Below are 17,308 nucleotides of genomic sequence, written 5' to 3' on the forward strand. Positions count from 1 at the left end.
CGTATGTTAAAATTAATACTAGTTCAAAATGACCAATTTCTCGTACTGATGTGCTTTGGAGCCTTCCGAAGACCGGACATCCACTTTGTAAATGTAAACGCCGCGCCCGATGCGATCTCCCCACTCGTCGCGCCCGTCCCACACAATCTCGTGACCGGTGGTACCAATGTGGCTGGGGCTGTTGGGCGCGTCTAGCAAGAGGGATTTCACCAACTTACCCGCAACGGTAAAAATCTGAACCCTCACTTCTAGGTGTTGTCCTGGTTGGTTATGGTCGAAATGGAACGTTGTGTGCGTGGTAAAAGGGTTCGGATAATTCAATACGTTTTTCAACGCCAGTCCGGCGTTGTCTGCCACTACAAACTCAAGCGTTGCCAGCCCCGAATTATTGTGCGTATCCCAGGCTTTTAGCGTAAGCTGATGGCGGCCCAAAGGTAGCTCTTTAAATTGGTATGTTACCGTTCCGCGCTGATAGTCATCGGGTTCCGTGACGTAATAATCGTTTAGGATGTAGGTATCTTCCGTATTGTTGTCGAGGGTAGCGGTGATATCATGCCCAATGCCCGACGACGAAAGGTTGATGCCGTTTTCGTCGACCAGTTGGGCGATCAGCGTAGCGTTGGGCGACGTGGTGCCTCCGAACACGAACGTCGTGTCGTTCATAAACAGCGCGATGTCGGGAGGCAGGTTGTCGTTCGCGACATTTTCGCCCAATCCGCCGATCAGCATGCGTTGGGTGCTGCCGTTGGCGTCTTGCATGGAAGCATCTTGCCGTGCATACAGGGCTATTTTTCCCTGACCGTACTGGTAATCAATGTCTTTGGGCACCACAAATGCGAGACTGAACCGGCCGTTTTTCACGGTGGCGGAGCCGTTGTAGATGATGTTTTTTTGTACCGTATACGTGTAGGGAGCGTTGGCGGAGCCACGGGTCTGTAGCTTGGTGGGCTTGTCGAAAACGGTGACCAGAATCGTCCCGTTGAAATCTTCTTTGACGGCACTGCTGCCGTAGGCCCGAATTTCGCCGGCCAGCGATACCCGTTCCAGCGCCTTCAGCGTATCGCCCGTGCCGATGGGCTGCCCGTTGAACTGCGTAATGACGGCCTGATCGACGGGGTAGGCCAGTTTCATAGACGGATCGCCTAACATGCCATAATTTCGGTTGTTGGGCTGATGCGCATCACGGTTTTTGGTCATGCGTACCACATCACCCAGCCGGGGCCACGCGCCGTCGGTGCGTTCGAACACGCTCTGGTAGAACCGGGTGTTGATGGCGCGGTTCGTATTGGTATAAACGAGTCGCGTCGCGGTAAACACACCAATGCCGGCCCCCTGGCTTAGAATGATCCGCTCGCCGCCGCTGCGTTCGGCCGGGTCGTCGTACCGCCCGAAGTCGCACGTCGCCGTGACAAAAAAGGCCAACTGGTCGTAGTTGGTAAACTCTTCAATCTGCGCGCTTTCCAATAGCCGCTCGTCCATCAACGCACTTTCGTTGCCGTGGCCGCTGTAGTTGAACAGAAACGCCCCTTTCTGGATGGCGTTGCTCAGGGCCTGCCGCGCATCCGGCGAGCGTTCGCCCTGCGCAGTGTTGACCTGCGTATAGGCGTCGAGGTAAACCTTTTCTAGGTTGTAGGTAGAATCGTTGGCTTGAATCAACTGCCCCATGGCGTCGGCGTGGTCGATGTGCAGGTTATTGTCGCCATCGTCGGACAGCAGAATCACCCGGTTGCGCCAGTTGCCCAGCGTGGTCTGATCGGTTTCGTAATGGATCAGTTTGTCGACGATGGCTTTCGCTTCGGTTGCGTTCGTTACCGGCAACCGACCCACCCCGATGTCGCCGGTAACGGCTGCCGAGCGGCCTTCCTGCACCCAGAGGTCAATGCGGTCGGCCTCATCCAGAAACGTCACAAAATCGTCGGACGAAAAACTGTTCAGCTCACTGATGACCGATGAGCGTACTTCGCTTTCGAAAATCGGGACCAGATTGGTGTTGTCGGCGACGCGATTCTTGTAATCGTACGAACAGCTACCGAACAGCAGCAGGTAGCGAAACGTGTTGGCATCGCGGTCGTACAGCATTTTCGCAAAGTTGCGCAGGGCGGCCAGGTCCTGGGCTCCAGACGAAAACTCGTTATAGACCTGTTGTACAGAGATTACCGCCGTAGACAAACCGTCGTTTTGTTGCCGGAAATAGGCCAGCCGCTCGGCTTCTGCCATCAGGGCCGGAACCGTGAGGATCAGCAAGTGGGGAGGAGTTAAGGCGTGTAGATTCTGATTCAGTACGTTGCCGATCAGGTACGGCGCGGTGCCTGTCCCTTGAAAGGCTATGTACTCCTGAACGACGCCGGTAGAGGCCGCGCCGAAACGCGCTGTGCTGCCGTTACGCTCGTAGCGCTGGCGAGTGGGGCGGATCGGGTCGGTAATGTTCCAGATGTCAGCGCCGTCCGGCAGGTTGTCGAAGCGGTAGGTCAGCGCTTCGTCGCGACTACGGGCCGCCCGGAACAGCGTCGTGTTACCATACAAGGCCAGGCGTCGGGTGTAGTTGAGGGCTATGTAGTCGAGGTAGGCCACGGCTGCCGGAGCACCGCTGTAGTCGTACCGCAAGCGGAGCGACAGGTTATCGCCACTTAGCGTTGGCGTATAGACGGCACCGGCTTTGCGCAACTGATCGTACTGGCCGGTCAGGCCGAGGAACGATAAGGTGCCGAGGGTCTGGTTGTTGGCCGTCACGCGCAGCAACGAACTGCCCGTGCCGCGACGTGTGCTGACCGCCCGGACTTCCAGCGTGCTGGTCGTGCCTTCCACCAACCCTTCCGTCGAAAACGAAAGTTGCCGTTCCAGGGACGTGGAGGTGAACACATCGCCGTACCACTCGCGCCCCGAGGGCAGTTCCAGCGTCAGCTTATTTTGCTCTATTTCGTAAAAAAAATGCTCGTCGAACGTGGTGACTTCCGTGCCCGAAAGCGTCGCGCCTGCGTCGGCGATGCGCAGGCCGGGCTGGTTTTCTTTGACCGTCAGGAAGTAATACGTCGTGTCGGAATAGATGTTGATCGTGTGCTGGAAGCGCCCGTTTCCCGGCTCGTACTGCCACGTGTGCGGTCCTTCTCCATAAAAAAGAAGGTAATCGAACGAACCGTCGGAGCGCGTGTGCACCGAGATGGCGTTTTCGGGAAGGTCGTCGTAATACGCTTCCGTCAGCGATTCGGGCAGCATGCCTCCGCCTTGCCCGTAGAGGGCGAGTTGTGCGGGCGCTACACCAGGATCGAACCCCATTTGCTGCAACAGCGACCGGTCGATCCGGTAGATCCCGCTCTCCGTGACGCCGATTTTGTACCACTTGCCGCTGGCCAGCACCGAACTGGTGGCGAAGCTTTGCGTCCGTGCGGGGGCAGAAACAGTGCGCCCTTGGGTTGGATCGGAGCGGTACGCGTAGGCGAACGAAACTAACTTTTCGGCCGCGCCCGTTTGCGGATTCCGGCGCAGCGGCACAAACGACACGTAAGTGGCCGGACGTTTTTTATACACGACTGGCGTCAGATCGACCGCGGGGTGGGTCGGCAGCAGCGCACCTTGCAACAGTGACTGCTCTTCGGTGGTCAAAGGCTCGTAGGTCGCCTCCACGAACTGAAACTCCGCAACGGCGTCTTCCAGAAACAACGTGTGGGCGGGAAGCCCCGTCTGTTCGTCCGGGTAAGACGCTTCGGCAAATGTCAGGCGCTTAGCGGGCTGGTTGGGCAGTGTCCTGGGTGTTTCCCACGACAGGCGCACACGCGCCCGGGTAGCCTCTGTACCCGGTTGGGCCATCAGGGAACCTGCGCTGAGCCAGGCAACTGCCAGTAAAAACCGTATCCGGCAGACAAGCGTCATGGGTGCTTCATTCAGAGTCTTCCTTGTGGAGAATCGGGGAGTTCAGGAGGATGAAGGGGCATTGTGCTTCATCCTGGAAACAGAACGCTTATCCTTGTATACTTCCTTCTGCAAAAGATAAACTCCGAAATTGGTCCGATATTGTCTTCCGACCGCTCAATTCCTAGGATTCTCCTTCCAGAATTTCGAACGTGTAATTTTCCATAATGGCGTTGGCAAGCAGGCGCTGGCAGGCTTCTTCCACCTTCTGGCGGGCCTCCTCTGAGTTGGCGGCTTCCAGGTGCAGCGTCATGTGTTTGCCAATGCGGACTTGTTCAATGCTGTCGATGCCGAGGTTGTGCAGTCCCAGGCGCACGGCTTTGCCCTGCGGGTCCAGAATTTCGCGACGGGGCATGACGTTGATTTCAGCGGTAAATTTCATGAGGTAAACAGGAGTTTCAGAACGGATAGTGCAATGTACAGGAGAACGATCAGCGGTACGGCCACGTACGAAAGCGCAAACAGCAGCACCAGCGATAGTAAAATAAACAGATAACGCAGCCGGTTGTCGGCCAACCGGAAGCTTTTGAATTTCAGGGCGAACAGCGGCAGCGGCGCCACCAGCATCAGCGACATGACCACTGCCAGTGCGCCGAGAAGCCACGGATTCTGCAACCATGCGCCCACGAGTGTGTCGGCCCGGCCGGTCAGAATCAACGGAAACGAAGCGAAAAACAGGGCGTTGGCCGGGGTAGGCACCCCGATGAACTGATCGCTCTGGCGCGTGTCGATGTTGAACTTGGCCAGCCGCAGCGCCGAAAAGATCGGAATCAGAAAGGCAATGTGGGCTCCTTCCACCACCAAGCTGCCGAGCGTAAACAGGGGTCCGGCTCCGGCTTGTTCCAGCAGCATAAACAGAATGGCCCCCGGCAATACGCCGAACGTCACCATGTCGGCCAGCGAGTCGAGTTCTTTCCCGATGGGCGAATGCGCGTGCAGCGCCCGCGCCACAAAGCCGTCGGCAAAATCGAGTAGCGCGGCCACGGCCATCAGCACGGCCGCAACGTTCAGGTGATGGCGGTAAGTTTCCAGCACTCCAAAGCACCCGCACAGCAAATTGCCGCAGGTAAGCAGATTCGGTATATGGCGGCGGATGGTCACGTCAGGCGAGGGGAAGACGACAAAACGGATTGTACTTTTTTTCGTGCCCGATGGTCGTTTCGGGACCATGGCCGGGGTAAACGACCGTTTCGTCCGGCAGGGAAAACAGGTCGGACCGAATGCTGTTCAGCAGCGTCTGGTGATCGCCGCCGGGCAGGTCGGTGCGGCCGATGCTCTCGCGAAAAAGCGTATCGCCCGCCACACAAAATCCATCCGCCGCGCTGTAAAAAACGATGTGGCCCGGCGCATGTCCCGGCACAAACCGGATCTCGAGCGATGATTCGCCGAACGTGAGCGTCGTGTTTTCTTCCAGATGATAGGCCGGCAGTACTTCCGTGTAGCCAGTGAAGCCGTAGCTGGGGGCATAGACCTTGACCGACCGCAGCGTCTGCTCATCCAAGTGGTGGGTACCGAGGTCCACCTTGTAGTGCGAATGCACAAAATAATTGCCCAGGACGTGATCGACATGGCCGTGGGTATTCACCAGCCGAACCACCTTCAATTGCTGTTGGGCGATGAAGTTCGTCAGGCGTTGCTCTTCTTGGGGAGTAGAACAACCCGGGTCGACAACGATGCACTCGCCCGTGGTGTCGTACAACACATACGTGTTTTCCTGAAAGGGATTGAACGTGAAACGCTGGAGCTGCATACTTTTGAAGACAGGTTCGGCAAAGGAGGTGCAAATTTGCGGGAAGCAGCTTGTATTCCAAAACCAGTTTTTACGTGAAAGAAGTTGAGTACGTCATTGTGGGGCAGGGCCTGGCCGGTTCTGTCCTGGCACTGACCCTGTTGGAGCGGGGCCATGCGGTGCTGGTGGTGGACCAGCCGCGCCCCGACGGTGCCTCTCGGGTGGCCGCCGGACTGTACAATCCCATCACGGGGCGCCACCTGTCGCTGACCTGGGGGGCCGCGCAGCTTTTTCCGTTCCTGCGGCAGTTTTACCCACGTTGGGAACAGCGCTGGCACACCCGCTTTCTGCACGAAATGCCGGTATATCGGCCTTTCGGCAGCATGGAAGAGCAGAATACGCTGACCGGAAAAAGCGGTGATCCCCTCTTTGGGAAATTCATGCGCTTGGGCGATCGCCACGCCGCCTACCGTGCGTGGGTGCACGCTCCGTACGGAGGGCTGGAGACGCTGCAATCGGGCTATCTGGACGTGCCCCATTTTCTGGAGGCGACTCGCGCCTACCTGCACGAACGCGAAAGTTACCGGCAGGAATCGTTCGATTATCAGGAAATTAAAATATCGGACGAGGGGGTGACCGGACCCGACTGGCGGGCCGCCCGGCTGATTTTTTGTGAGGGCGCGGCGGTGCGCAACAATCCCTGGTTTCGGGCGTTGCCGATCGTACCCAACAAAGGAGAAATTTTACGCTTGCGAACCCACACCGAGCTACCGAACGTTATCTTCAATCGCCACGTATTTATGGTGCCGGTGGCGCCGGGCGAAGTGCGGGTCGGGGCTACGTTCGACCACAGCGACCTGACGACTGTGCCTACGGAACGGGCACGCCTGGAACTGCTGGAAAAACTGCAGGGCTTGTACCCCGCAGAGACGACGGTGCTCGACCAGGTAGCGGGTCTGCGTCCCACCAGCCGCGACCGCCGTCCGCAACTGGGGCTGCACCCTACGCACCCGCAGCTCGGTATTTTTAACGGCTTGGGAACCAAAGGCGTATCGCTGGCTCCGTGGTGGGCCGAACGCTTTGCCGAATTTTTAGAAGGAAAGGCTGATCTGGACCCGCAAGTCAATATTAATCGTTATTTTTCGTTTATCGGTAAGACCTCATCCATTTGACCTCTGCATACATGCACGTTCGATTACGCATTCTAGGGCTGCTGTTGGGCTGTGGCCTTGCCACCACCGCGGTGGGCCAGTCGGCGCAGACTTCGTTCGGCAAAAACCGGATTCAGTACCAGCAGTTCGACTGGCAATACCTGAGCAGCAACAACTTCAACATTTATTATTATCAGGACGGCGCTACGCTGGCCCGGCAGGCGACGTACATCGCCGAAGAAGAATTTCGACGCATCAGCGATCTGCTGGGCTTTGCGCCATACTCGCGGATCAAGCTGTTCGTCTACAGTTCCAAAGCCGACCTGCGGCAGAGCAACGTAGGGCTGGACGAAGAAAATTCGCTGGTTGGTGGGGGACAGACCAACCTGACCAAATCCATCATCGAGATTCCGTTCGAAGGCAACCAGGAAGCATTTCGGCGCGAGATTTCGCTGGGCATTGCGCGCACGCTGGTCCGTGAAATGATGTACGGCGGCAGCCTGAAAGACATGGTGCAGAGTTCGTACCTGCTGAGCCTACCCGACTGGTTTGCCGAAGGAGCTGCGCTCTATGCGGCAGAAGGGTGGAGCCTCCAGATGGACGACTACATGCGCGATCTGCTGATGGAAGACAACCTGCGGCGGCTGCCCCGCCTGACCGGCGAAACGGCGACCATCGCCGGGCAATCGTTCTGGAACTACATTGCCGAAACCTACGGCAAAGGCAGCATTTCCAACATTCTGAACCTGACGCGCATCATCCGCAACGAGGAAACCAGCATCGGAAGCACGTTGGGCGTGCCCTACGACCGCATTGAATCGGACTGGGAAAGCTATTACCGTTCGGCCGCCGAGCGCGTGGAAGAAGGGCATCGCATGCCCGAAGACAGCAAGCGCCAGCGCCGCAGCAACCGCCGCCACCTCGACTACAACGACGTGCGCATTAGCGACGATGGCCGGTACATGGCGTACTCCGAAAACGACCGGGGGCGGTTCCGTGTGATCGTCACCGACCTGCAAAACGACAAGCGGCGCATTGTGTACCGCGAAGGGTACAAAGTGCTGAAACAGGAAATCGACTCGAATTTGCCGTTACTGGCCTGGAAAGGAGAGAACGAACTGCTGATCATTTCTGTCAAGAGCGGCGAGATTGTGCTGCGCACACTGGACCTGGAAAAAGGAACGAGCGATCATCGCGAACTGACGAGCGTAAATCAGATTTCCGATGTCGACATTGCGTCCGATGGCCGTACGCTGGTGCTCAGCGCCGATCAGGACGGGCGGAACGACCTTTACCTCTACGACTGGCGTCGCGGGAAACTGACGCGCCTGACCAACGATCTGTACGACGATCTGTCGCCCCGTTTTCTGCCCAACTCTACCGATCTGGTGTTCAGTTCGAACCGGCCTTTCGCTGCCGATACCGCCACCCTGAGTGAAGTGCAGCTCCTGAAAAAGCTGAAGAACCAACCTGCTCAACTGTTTGTGCTGCGCGACGGTCAGGTCAGTCCGCTGGCCGATGAGCCGATTTTCGGGACGCAGCCGGTACCGTTGGTCGGGGGCGATCTTCTGTTTCTGAGTGCGCAGAGCGGGATTCGTAGCCTCTACCGTTACCAGCCCGCCGCCGCCCGCACCATTCAATTGTCCGATTTTCGGCAGAACATTCTGGCGTACGATGCCCGGGGCAACGAGACGCTCAAGCTGGCGTTTCAGATGCGCAACGACGAGCGCGAGTACATGTATTACGAACCCAGTTTTGCGGCTCAGCAAGAAGTACGCACGCAGGCCACTAACCGACAGTCATCGGCCAATGTAGATGACCCGACCCGTACCGAAAAAGGCAGTGCGACGACACCGGGCGCTGCACCGACACCAACGGACGACGACCAGGCCCTGAGTCCGGAAGAGATCGACATCAACCACTACGTTTTCGAATCCGAGAAAGGCACCACGCCCGATGAGCAACCCGAAGAAGTGGCACCGGAGCCGCGTCCTACGTTTGTAGAAGGCCCCGCGCCCGAGGTCGTGATCCGCGGGCCGTACAAGTACACCAATCGCCTCAGTACCGACCAGGTGGTCTCCTCGTTTTATGTGGACCCGCTGCGGGTGTTAGGGTTGGGGATTCTGATCGAAACGGGCATGACGGACATGTTCGAGAATCATAAGATTCGGATCGGGGTGCTGCCCTTTACCAACAATTTGTTACAAAGCAGCCGCATTTACGGCGAATACCAGTACCTGAAAAAGCGGGTGGACTTTCGGGTGAAAGGCCGGCGCGAAATCATTTACCACCGACTGGAAGACGACCGGGCCTACCGGTATGCGCTGGCGCGTTTCGATGCCGAGGCGTCTTATCCCTTCTCGGTGGCCAGTCGGATCAGCGGCGGTCCGCTTTACGCCCGCACCAAACTGTCGGACGAAAGTGGCATCAACCAGATTTACACGCCTGACAAAAACGAAAACTACGCGGGGGCGCAGGTCGAGTACGTGTTCGACAATACCTTGTCCGGGGGGCTGAACATCCTGACCGGAACGCGGGTGCGCGCCCGCTTCGAACACCTCTGGAACTGGCAGAACCCCAACAAAAGCTTCGGCAACTTCTTTGTTGATGCCCGGCATTACCAACCCCTGCACCGCAACATCGTGCTGGCGCTGCGCGGTTTCTACGGCACCTTTACGGGCGGGAGCTCGGCCAAAAACTACCTGCTGGGGGGAATGGACAACTGGCTGTTTTCCAGCACCAACACCACCAACAAAGCGGACGACCCCTTGGGCACACCGCCGTCGGGCATTACGTCTACCACCGACCGCGTCGACTGGCTTTTCAACCGATTTGCGACGAACCTGCGCGGCTTCAGCTACAATACCCTGTATGGGCACAGTGTGCTGCTGTTCAATGCCGAGCTGCGCATTCCGCTGGTGCGGTATTTCTACCGCGGGCCTATCTCGTCGGCCTTTTTCCGCAACCTGCAACTGGTGGCGTTTACTGATGTGGGCTCAGCCTGGACGGGCGGTTCGCCCTTCAACCGCAACAACAGCCTGAACACCCAACGCCTGCCGCTGCCGCCGGAAAACTCGTTCGAAATTACGGTGATCAACTACCGCAATCCGTTCCTGACGGGCTATGGCGCGGGCGTGCGCACCGTGCTGCTGGGCTATTTTGTGAAGTTTGATGTAGCCTGGGGCATGCAAGACTACAAAGTGCTGGATCCGAAACTGTACCTGACACTGGGTTATGATTTCTAAATCGTCAGGGAAATCGGATGCTTAAACAGAAAAGGCAGGTTCTACGACCTGCCTTTTTTATGGGTTAGCGCCTGGGCAGCGCAATTAACTCTGGAACTGTAGTGCCTTCGCCACCACTGACTCGAACAAGGCGCGTCCGTCCGTGTTGCTCAGGGCTTCGTCGGCGGCACGTTCAGGGTGTGGCATCATGCCAAATACATTTCGCTCCGCATTGCATACCCCCGCGATGTGTTCGATCGAACCGTTCATGTTCGCCTCGGGCGTAAGCTGACCGGATGCGTCGCAGTAGCGGAACAGAATCTGGTCATTTTCGTTGAGCTGACGCAGCGTGGCCTCGTCGGCATAGTACCGCCCTTCGGCGTGTGCCACCGGAATTTTGTAAGCTTTCTGCAGGTCGAGGGCGGCCGTCAGGGGCGAGCGGTCGGTCTGCGGACGGATGTACACGTTTTTGCAGATAAACTTCTGCTCTACGTTGCGCAGCAGCGCCCCCGGGACCAGACCGGCCTCCGTCAGAATCTGGAATCCGTTGCAAATCCCCATCAGCATACCGCCGTTCTGCGCGTGCGCAATGACCGGCTCCATGATCGGAGAGAAGCGGGCAATCGCTCCCGAACGGAGGTAGTCACCGTACGAAAAACCGCCGGGTAACACAATCACATCGCAGCCTTGCAGGTCAGTATCCTTGTGCCAGAGACGTACCGTTTCCAGCTGCATCACGCGGCTCAGGACGTAGACCATGTCTTCGTCGCAGTTGGAGCCAGGAAAAATGACAACACCAAATTTCATTACTTGCAAAGATAGGGTTTCCGCTGTTTCTTGTGCAGTTTTACGAATATTGCAGGCAATATTCTAATCAGTACGTATGATTTTATCCATGACCGGTTACGGCTCTGCGGCCGTCGAGACCGAACAGTTCAGTATTACAGTAGAAGTGAAGGCGCTAAACTCGAAATTTCTGGATTTGGCCCTCCGTCTGCCTCGTGCGTTGAACGACCGCGAGCCGGAAGTGCGACAACTGGTCGCCCAGCGCCTGGAACGCGGAAAGATCGCCCTCATCGTCGACATCCAGGACAAGAGCGCCAATCGTGGGAAAGTACAGATCAACCAGGCGCTGCTGCGGGAATATTACGAAACGATCCGCACCGCCGCCGCGGAGCTGGGCGCTTCTACCGAAGGGCTGTTCACCAAAGTGCTGGACATGCCGGATATTTTGCAGGCGGCCGAAGACGTGCCGGAAACCCTGACGGTCGACTGGGACGTGATACGGGGCGCGCTGGAAACCGCACTGGACAAATGCCTGCAATTCCGGACGGACGAAGGCGTAGTGCTGCAAGAGAGCCTGCGCGGCAACGTGGAGCACATCGGCGGCCTGCTGCTGCAGGTAGAGCAACAAGACCCCCGGCGTGTGGCGGCAGTCCGCGAACGCCTGCGCGACAAAGTCCGGGAACTGATTCCGGAAGAGCACGTCGACGACAGCCGCTTCGAGCAGGAAATTTTGTATTACCTCGAAAAGCTCGACATCAACGAAGAAAAAGTCCGTCTCCGGGCGCATCTGGGTTACTTCCTGGAAGTGCTGAAACAGCCGGGCCATTCCGGGAAGAAACTCCACTTTATCGCCCAGGAGATCGGACGGGAAATCAACACCATCGGCTCGAAAGCCAACGATGCGCAGATTCAACGGTTCGTGGTCGACATGAAAGAAGAGCTGGAAAAAATCAAGGAACAGAGCATGAACGTCCTCTGACGTTTACGCCTGTTGTACCTGTTGGCCCAGCGCCTTCGGATCGAAGTAGGCAAAAAAGCGCACGACTTTATCGCCGTTGGTCTCCAGGATGCTCACGCCCCGGTACGAGACGTCCTGGCCCTTGCCGTTGTCGCCTTCGGTGGTCCACTCCAGCGCAACGGTGTGGTCGTTTATGATTTTGTTTTGAAACGTAGAGTGTACGTCACCGAACGTTTCGCGGTAGTGCGTCCAGAATTTCCGAGCTTCGTCGGTCCCGTGAAACTTCTCGTTCGAGACCAGGTTGCCCACTTCACAGTCGTCGGCAAATAACGACACGATCGTATCCACATCGTGGTCCGATTCCAGTTTCTGTAAAGCTTCTATGAATTGATCTGCCAGTTGCGTAGCCATAATTGCGTTGGTTATACGTTTGAAAATCAAAAAGTTATTATCAAACCAACCGCTAAGTCGGGCAGATGTTTACCAACACGGACGAAACGCTTCAGGGATTCATCAGGTGGTCGGCCGCCAGAATCAGAAACAGGTAGTCGGTGGTGCCGCCTCCCAGCACGTATTCGGTCTGTTGCCACAGAAAGGGCCAGGTGAGCAGCTCCGGAAAATCGGGACGGATCAGGGCGGTACCCGAGCCGATGCCCCCGGGAATGTACGACCAGTCGGCCCGGTTAAGGCCGTAGGCCGTCAGTAGCGAGCGCGCGCCCACGCCCGACGCAAACGAGGCGGTGTTGGTGCCCGGATGGCAGCCCAGCACAAAGTTCATGGCGTGCAGCATGTAGTCGGCAGGAAACAGGTCGGGAAAGGCGGTGTGCAGGAAGTACTGCTCCACCCCAAAGTGCTGAATGCCCCAACCTGCGCCCCAGATGTTCGGTTCGTAAGGCACGCCGTACGGGGTCTTCTGGCCTTGGGCATCGATTTGTGCGCGGTATTGTTTCACCGCGTCGCGAATGGTCCGCGTATACTTCTTTTGATTGACCAGCGGCAGGGATCGCCCCACGATCCAACCCGTACGGGCGATGTTCTGACGGATCGCCTCGGTCTGGCTGACCAGAAAGTCGGCATACTTCTTTTCCCGGGTGGTGAGCAGAAGTTCGACCGCCGCGTCGACCCGCTGTAGCGGATTTTTCTCCTGTGTACGGTCCCAGAGCGCCTGCGCAATGGTGAGGCACTCCTGCGCCATCGTCGGGTTGTAGTCTTTCAGGGCGCGGGCAGCGGCGGCCAGTCCGGCTGCCACCGACAGCTCCCGGCCGGGATTTTCTTCCGTAAACACCCAGCGGTCGTCGGGCGAGCCGGGCTGGCCAATCGGCGGCACCGCGGTTAAAGTCGGGTCGGGCTGAAACACCGTGTTGTCGGTCATGGCTGCGGCATCGCCCAACAGCACGTACTGCCGAAGCGAAGGGCAGATGATCCCCCGGTACAACCGCCCCAGCGACCGGTACCCTCCGGCGATCGTCAGGACGCCGTGTTCGATCTGCTGGAGGATGTCGGGTTTGCCATCGGGCTGATGAATTTCCACAACACGCGTCTGCTGGTCGATGGTGGTGTTGTCGTACGCTACGTCGAACGCCTCGTAGGCGAGCGCCAGTCCCTGCACCGTTTTCGCCTGCGACTCGACCCGCAGGTCGAAGTCACCGGCGTCATGCCATCCGCCCCGGTTCAGTCCCGGCACAGGATCGCCCCCTTGGTAAGACGTCAGCGTCGAGGGCCCTTGCAGGTAGCCGTCGAAGTGGTTGGTGTCGGTGGGGGCCATGCGGGCGTCGTCGAGGTGACAGAAGTCGTGCCAAACGCGGTAGCGGTCGTTGACGCGCATGTGGCACATCTGCACGGGCAGGAAATACTCCAGCGTAGGCTGCCACACCTCGCGCTGGTAAATGTCTTCCTTGATCTGAAACGGCTCAGTGCGGTAGTCGCCGTATTCCACCTGGTAGAGGCCCGGTTGTTCGACAGACGTGAAATCGAGCTGGTAATAGTGGTACCGCAGAAAGTTGCCCCAGTCGTGAGGGCGGGTTTCCAGCACCTTTTCCCGTCCGCCGGTTTCGGACACCCGCCACAGAATTGCCGGCGGCGTTCGCGTATCGTGCGGATCGGTTTCGATGACCGCAATTTTCTGCTGTTTCGGATGGTAGCCTACCTGCGATACCTGCACGACCGGATCGTGTTGCCAGCCCGGAAGGGCGTGGGGCGTAATGCGCCATTCGATCGCGTTTTTCGTAGCGCCCCGGGGCACCAGCGACCGTACCACAAACCAGCCGTTGGTATGACGCGCCCGCCCGTCGATCAACTGAAGGCTGTCGCGCTGAAGGTTTTCGATCACCATTGTCTGGCGCTCGGCTTCGGGCGCCACGACCAGTTGTTTGCCTACGGCCATCGGCACCAGCTGGTAGTCGCCGTTTTCGTCGAGGTAGCCGGGGCCGTTGGCCTGCGGATGGAAAATGCCCGCCTGTCCGTCCATGTAATACGCCTTTCCGAACAAAATGCCCGGAAACAACTCGAAGTTGAACCCTACTTTGCCGACCCAGGCCTCGGGGAGCGGCTCGTCGAGGTCGACACTGATGCGGAACGCCTTTCCTTCGGGGCGCACTTTCAGGACATAGCTGAACTGCAGGTCGGGATAAATCACCGGATTGAAGCCCTTGCGGTCTTTTTCCGGATCAGGATAGGCCATCCGAACGCTAATTTCCTGCGTGGCCGGATCGACCTGCCGTTCGCCCACTTTGGGAACGGGCTGCCACTGGCCGGGCGTCGGCTCCAGCCGCAAATCGCCGTTGGTCGCCACGCGCAGCCCGTTCTGAATGATGCCGACACCGCCCTGGTGGCCTTCCGGATAAAAATCGTGCGCCAGCATCACGTTCAGGCCGGGCATTTCCAGGTATTCCTGTGCGTTGAGCCGAAGCGTGGTGTCGGGAGAAGTCGCCGGTGTTTGTGCGGAAAGGCCCAGCATGCCGGCCAGCCAAAAGAAGGTGCTGAGCAAAAAAGCGCTGCGTGTCATGGAAAAAAGCATTCTTTATCGGTACAAGGAAAAGAAGAGGGCCAACCGGGCGACATACTCGCTTCGGAAGAAAGGGCTCCAGCGAAATGAAGCATCGGAAGAATTACGTGTGGAAAATCAGGGCATCGCGCTTTCTTATGAAAATCTAATTAACTAATTTTGCCGCCCTGTTTCCGGCGGACGGGCTCCGTCATTAAACACTAACGCATAGATCCATGCCCTTAAAAATCAGATTAACTCGTCGTGGCCGTAAAAAACTGGCCTTGTTCGATGTAGTAGTAGCCGATTCGCGTTCGCCGCGAGATGGCCGTTTTGTCGAGAAAATCGGCACGTACAATCCTAACACCAACCCTGCAACCATCGACCTGAACGAAGACAAAGCGCTTCAGTGGTTGCAGAATGGGGCCCAGCCGAGCGACACCGTGCGCGCCATGCTGTCGTACAAAGGCGTACTGTTGCGTCGGCACCTGCAAGCGGGTGTGCGCAAAGGAGCACTGACGGCAGAGCAAGCGGACGAAAAGTTTGCTACCTGGAAAGAAGAAAAAGAAGCCAAAATTACCGGCAAGGTGGACCAGCTGGCACAGAAACGTGCCGACGCGCAGAAAGCACGTCTGGCTGCCGAAGCCAAGGTAAACGAAGCCCGTGCCGAAGCGCAGCGTAAGCGCGAAGAAGAAGCACGCGCTGCTGCGGAAGCCGAATCCGCTGCTGCCAACGCAGAAGGCGGTGAAGAAGGCGAAGCAGAAGCACCGGCTGAAGAGACACAGGAGTAGTCCCTATGAATCCGGAAGAGTGCTTTTTGCTGGGAACCGTGCGTAAGCCCCACGGCTTGCGCGGAGAGCTGAGCATTTTTCTGGACGTAGACGATCCCGGTCGATACGAACATTTGGAATCAGTCTTGGTAGAACTCCGTCAGGAAGACGGCTCTGCCCGACTGATTCCTTTTTTTGTGGAGTCCATGCGCCTGACGGGCCCCCTGACGCTGATGCGGTTGGAGGGACTCGGTTCGCTCGAAGAAGCGGAGCCGTTTCGGGGCGCACGGCTTTTCTTACCCCTGGAGGCATTGCCTCCGCTCAAAGGCGATCAGTTTTATTACCACGAAATTCTGGGCTTTCGGATCGTCGACGAGGCGATGGGCCCGCTGGGCGAAATAACCGACGTGTACGAATTGCCCGCCCAGGACCTGATCGTGATGCAGTACCGCGAAAGCGAGATCCTGATTCCGATTCAGGATGAAGTGGTAAAAGGCGTCGACCGCACCAAGCGCGAGTTGTATTGCCACCTGCCCGACGGCCTGCTCGACATCTACCTCAATTCGTAAGCTTTTTTGACCCACGCCCATGCGCCTGGACATCATTACCTGTCTGCCTAAAATTCTGGAAAGTCCGTTCGATCAGTCGATTCTGAAGCGGGCGCAACAGAAAGGCCTGGTGGAGGTGCATGTCCACGACTTGCGCGACTATTCGCCGTTCAAGCACCGGCAGGTAGACGATTATGCTTATGGAGGCGGGGCTGGCATGGTCCTGATGACCGAACCGATTGCCCGCTGCATTCGGCACCTGAGCGAAGCACGGAATTACGACGCGGTGGTCTACATGACGCCCGACGGAAAGCGGTTCGACCAGCCCATGGCCAACCAACTTTCGTTGCTGAAAAACATCATTTTGCTGTGTGGACATTACAAAGGCGTGGACGAACGCATCCGCGAGAAATTTGTGACCCACGAAATCAGCATCGGCGACTACGTTTTGTCGGGGGGAGAGCTGGCGGCTGCGGTGGTGGCCGATGCGCTGATCCGCCTGCTGCCAGGCGTATTGTCGGACGAGACCTCGGCACTGACCGACTCGTTTCAGGACGGGCTACTGGCTCCGCCGGTCTATACCCGGCCCGCCGATTTCGAAGGCATGCGGGTGCCCGACATCCTCTTGTCGGGCCACGAAGCGGCCATCGAACAGTGGCGTTACGACCAAGCCTTGGCCCGTACCCGCGAGCGTCGGCCCGATCTGCTGAAAGAAGACTGAATCTTACCTTTTTAGGCAAGGATTTTGTCGGTTCTTCTGATTTTTCTCTGAAAAAACTTCTATATTTGCACTCCTTTTCGCAATAGAATCTCACTTAGCCGCTTCCAGTCATGAGCGATATTATCAAATTCATTGAGCAGGACTTCGGTGCCGACGCACGGAAGAACTTCCCTTCCTTTCACGCCGGAGATACGGTGAACGTACACGTTAGAATCCGTGAAGGAAACAAAGAACGTATTCAGCAATTCCAGGGGACGGTGATTCAGCGTCGTAATCCCAACAGCAACGGCGAAACTTTCACCGTGCGTAAAGTGTCCAACGGAATTGGGGTGGAGCGGATTTTCCCGATTCTTTCGCCAAGCATCGAAAAAATCGAAGTGTTGCGCGAAGGTCGCGTGCGTCGTGCGCGCTTGTTCTACCTGCGCGGACGTTATGGCAAATCTGCCAAAATCAAAGAAAAGCGTCACTTCCGGGAGTCGAAATAAGGTTACTCCTGATACCTCATTGCACAAGCCAGTCCTCGACTGGCTTT

Annotated in this window: 14 protein-coding genes; 7 read left to right on the top strand and 7 right to left on the bottom strand. The window is 57.5% G+C overall.

Annotated elements, in window-relative coordinates; genetic code table 11:
* Nucleotides 1-18: 18 nt before the first annotated feature.
* The 4 genes from porU to BLR44_RS18190 all read right to left on the bottom strand — a co-directional run bounded on the left by porU (nt 19) and on the right by BLR44_RS18190 (nt 5,656).
* Entirely contained in the window at nt 19-3,867 is a 3,849-nt protein-coding gene (porU, locus tag BLR44_RS18175) for a type IX secretion system sortase PorU (protein WP_089684633.1), read from the bottom strand.
* A gap of 163 nt (nt 3,868-4,030) precedes the next feature.
* On the bottom strand, nt 4,031-4,288 hold the full coding sequence (gene purS / locus BLR44_RS18180) for a phosphoribosylformylglycinamidine synthase subunit PurS (RefSeq protein ID WP_089684635.1): 258 nt from the start codon (nt 4,286-4,288) through the stop codon (nt 4,031-4,033).
* A complete protein-coding gene (pssA, locus tag BLR44_RS18185) occupies nt 4,285-5,007 on the bottom strand; it encodes a CDP-diacylglycerol--serine O-phosphatidyltransferase (RefSeq protein WP_262482301.1) in 723 nt (240 codons plus the stop codon). The genes purS and pssA overlap by 4 nt, the downstream gene beginning before the upstream one ends.
* 1 nt (nt 5,008) lies before the next feature.
* Complete coding sequence (locus BLR44_RS18190; RefSeq protein WP_089684639.1) at nt 5,009-5,656, bottom strand: MBL fold metallo-hydrolase; 648 nt, start codon at nt 5,654-5,656, stop codon at nt 5,009-5,011.
* A 74-nt stretch (nt 5,657-5,730) separates the two neighbouring features.
* Here BLR44_RS18190 and BLR44_RS18195 point away from each other — a divergent pair, with 74 nt between their 5' ends.
* Both BLR44_RS18195 and BLR44_RS18200 read left to right on the top strand, forming a co-directional pair.
* Nucleotides 5,731-6,807, top strand: coding sequence for an NAD(P)/FAD-dependent oxidoreductase (locus BLR44_RS18195; protein WP_176956107.1), 1,077 nt, complete (start codon nt 5,731-5,733; stop codon nt 6,805-6,807).
* Between the two features lie 11 nt (nt 6,808-6,818).
* Nucleotides 6,819-10,031 carry a hypothetical protein gene (locus tag BLR44_RS18200; protein WP_089684643.1) on the top strand — a complete coding sequence of 1,071 codons (3,213 nt, stop codon included), beginning with the start codon at nt 6,819-6,821 and terminating at the stop codon, nt 10,029-10,031.
* 84 nt (nt 10,032-10,115) lie between these two features.
* Here BLR44_RS18200 and purQ read toward each other — a convergent pair whose 3' ends face one another.
* Nucleotides 10,116-10,817 carry a phosphoribosylformylglycinamidine synthase subunit PurQ gene (gene purQ, locus BLR44_RS18205; protein ID WP_089684644.1) on the bottom strand — a complete coding sequence of 234 codons (702 nt, stop codon included), beginning with the start codon at nt 10,815-10,817 and terminating at the stop codon, nt 10,116-10,118.
* A 76-nt stretch (nt 10,818-10,893) separates the two neighbouring features.
* Here purQ and BLR44_RS18210 point away from each other — a divergent pair, with 76 nt between their 5' ends.
* Nucleotides 10,894-11,775 (top strand): YicC/YloC family endoribonuclease, encoded by an 882-nt coding sequence (locus BLR44_RS18210; protein ID WP_089684646.1) that lies wholly within the window; start codon nt 10,894-10,896, stop codon nt 11,773-11,775.
* Between the two features lie 3 nt (nt 11,776-11,778).
* On the opposite strand, the gene BLR44_RS18215 is transcribed toward BLR44_RS18210, so the two are convergent.
* On the bottom strand, nt 11,779-12,165 hold the full coding sequence (locus BLR44_RS18215; RefSeq protein ID WP_089684648.1) for a nuclear transport factor 2 family protein: 387 nt from the start codon (nt 12,163-12,165) through the stop codon (nt 11,779-11,781).
* A 91-nt stretch (nt 12,166-12,256) separates the two neighbouring features.
* On the bottom strand, nt 12,257-14,758 hold the full coding sequence (locus BLR44_RS18220) for a glycoside hydrolase family 9 protein (RefSeq protein ID WP_218127116.1): 2,502 nt from the start codon (nt 14,756-14,758) through the stop codon (nt 12,257-12,259).
* 215 nt (nt 14,759-14,973) lie between these two features.
* Here BLR44_RS18220 and BLR44_RS18225 point away from each other — a divergent pair, with 215 nt between their 5' ends.
* The 4 genes from BLR44_RS18225 to rplS all read left to right on the top strand — a co-directional run bounded on the left by BLR44_RS18225 (nt 14,974) and on the right by rplS (nt 17,261).
* Nucleotides 14,974-15,528, top strand: a complete 555-nt coding sequence (locus BLR44_RS18225; RefSeq protein WP_089684649.1) for a 30S ribosomal protein S16 — start codon at nt 14,974-14,976, stop codon at nt 15,526-15,528.
* Nucleotides 15,529-15,533: 5 nt separating this feature from the next.
* Nucleotides 15,534-16,076 carry a ribosome maturation factor RimM gene (gene rimM / locus BLR44_RS18230; protein ID WP_089684651.1) on the top strand — a complete coding sequence of 181 codons (543 nt, stop codon included), beginning with the start codon at nt 15,534-15,536 and terminating at the stop codon, nt 16,074-16,076.
* A 19-nt stretch (nt 16,077-16,095) separates the two neighbouring features.
* A complete protein-coding gene (gene trmD / locus BLR44_RS18235) occupies nt 16,096-16,776 on the top strand; it encodes a tRNA (guanosine(37)-N1)-methyltransferase TrmD (RefSeq protein ID WP_089684653.1) in 681 nt (226 codons plus the stop codon).
* A 110-nt stretch (nt 16,777-16,886) separates the two neighbouring features.
* Nucleotides 16,887-17,261, top strand: a complete 375-nt coding sequence (rplS, locus tag BLR44_RS18240) for a 50S ribosomal protein L19 (RefSeq protein ID WP_089684655.1) — start codon at nt 16,887-16,889, stop codon at nt 17,259-17,261.
* The last annotated feature ends 47 nt before the right edge of the window (nt 17,262-17,308 follow it).

It is taken from the genome of Catalinimonas alkaloidigena (assembly GCF_900100765.1).
Classification (GTDB): domain Bacteria; phylum Bacteroidota; class Bacteroidia; order Cytophagales; family Flexibacteraceae; genus Mooreia; species Mooreia alkaloidigena.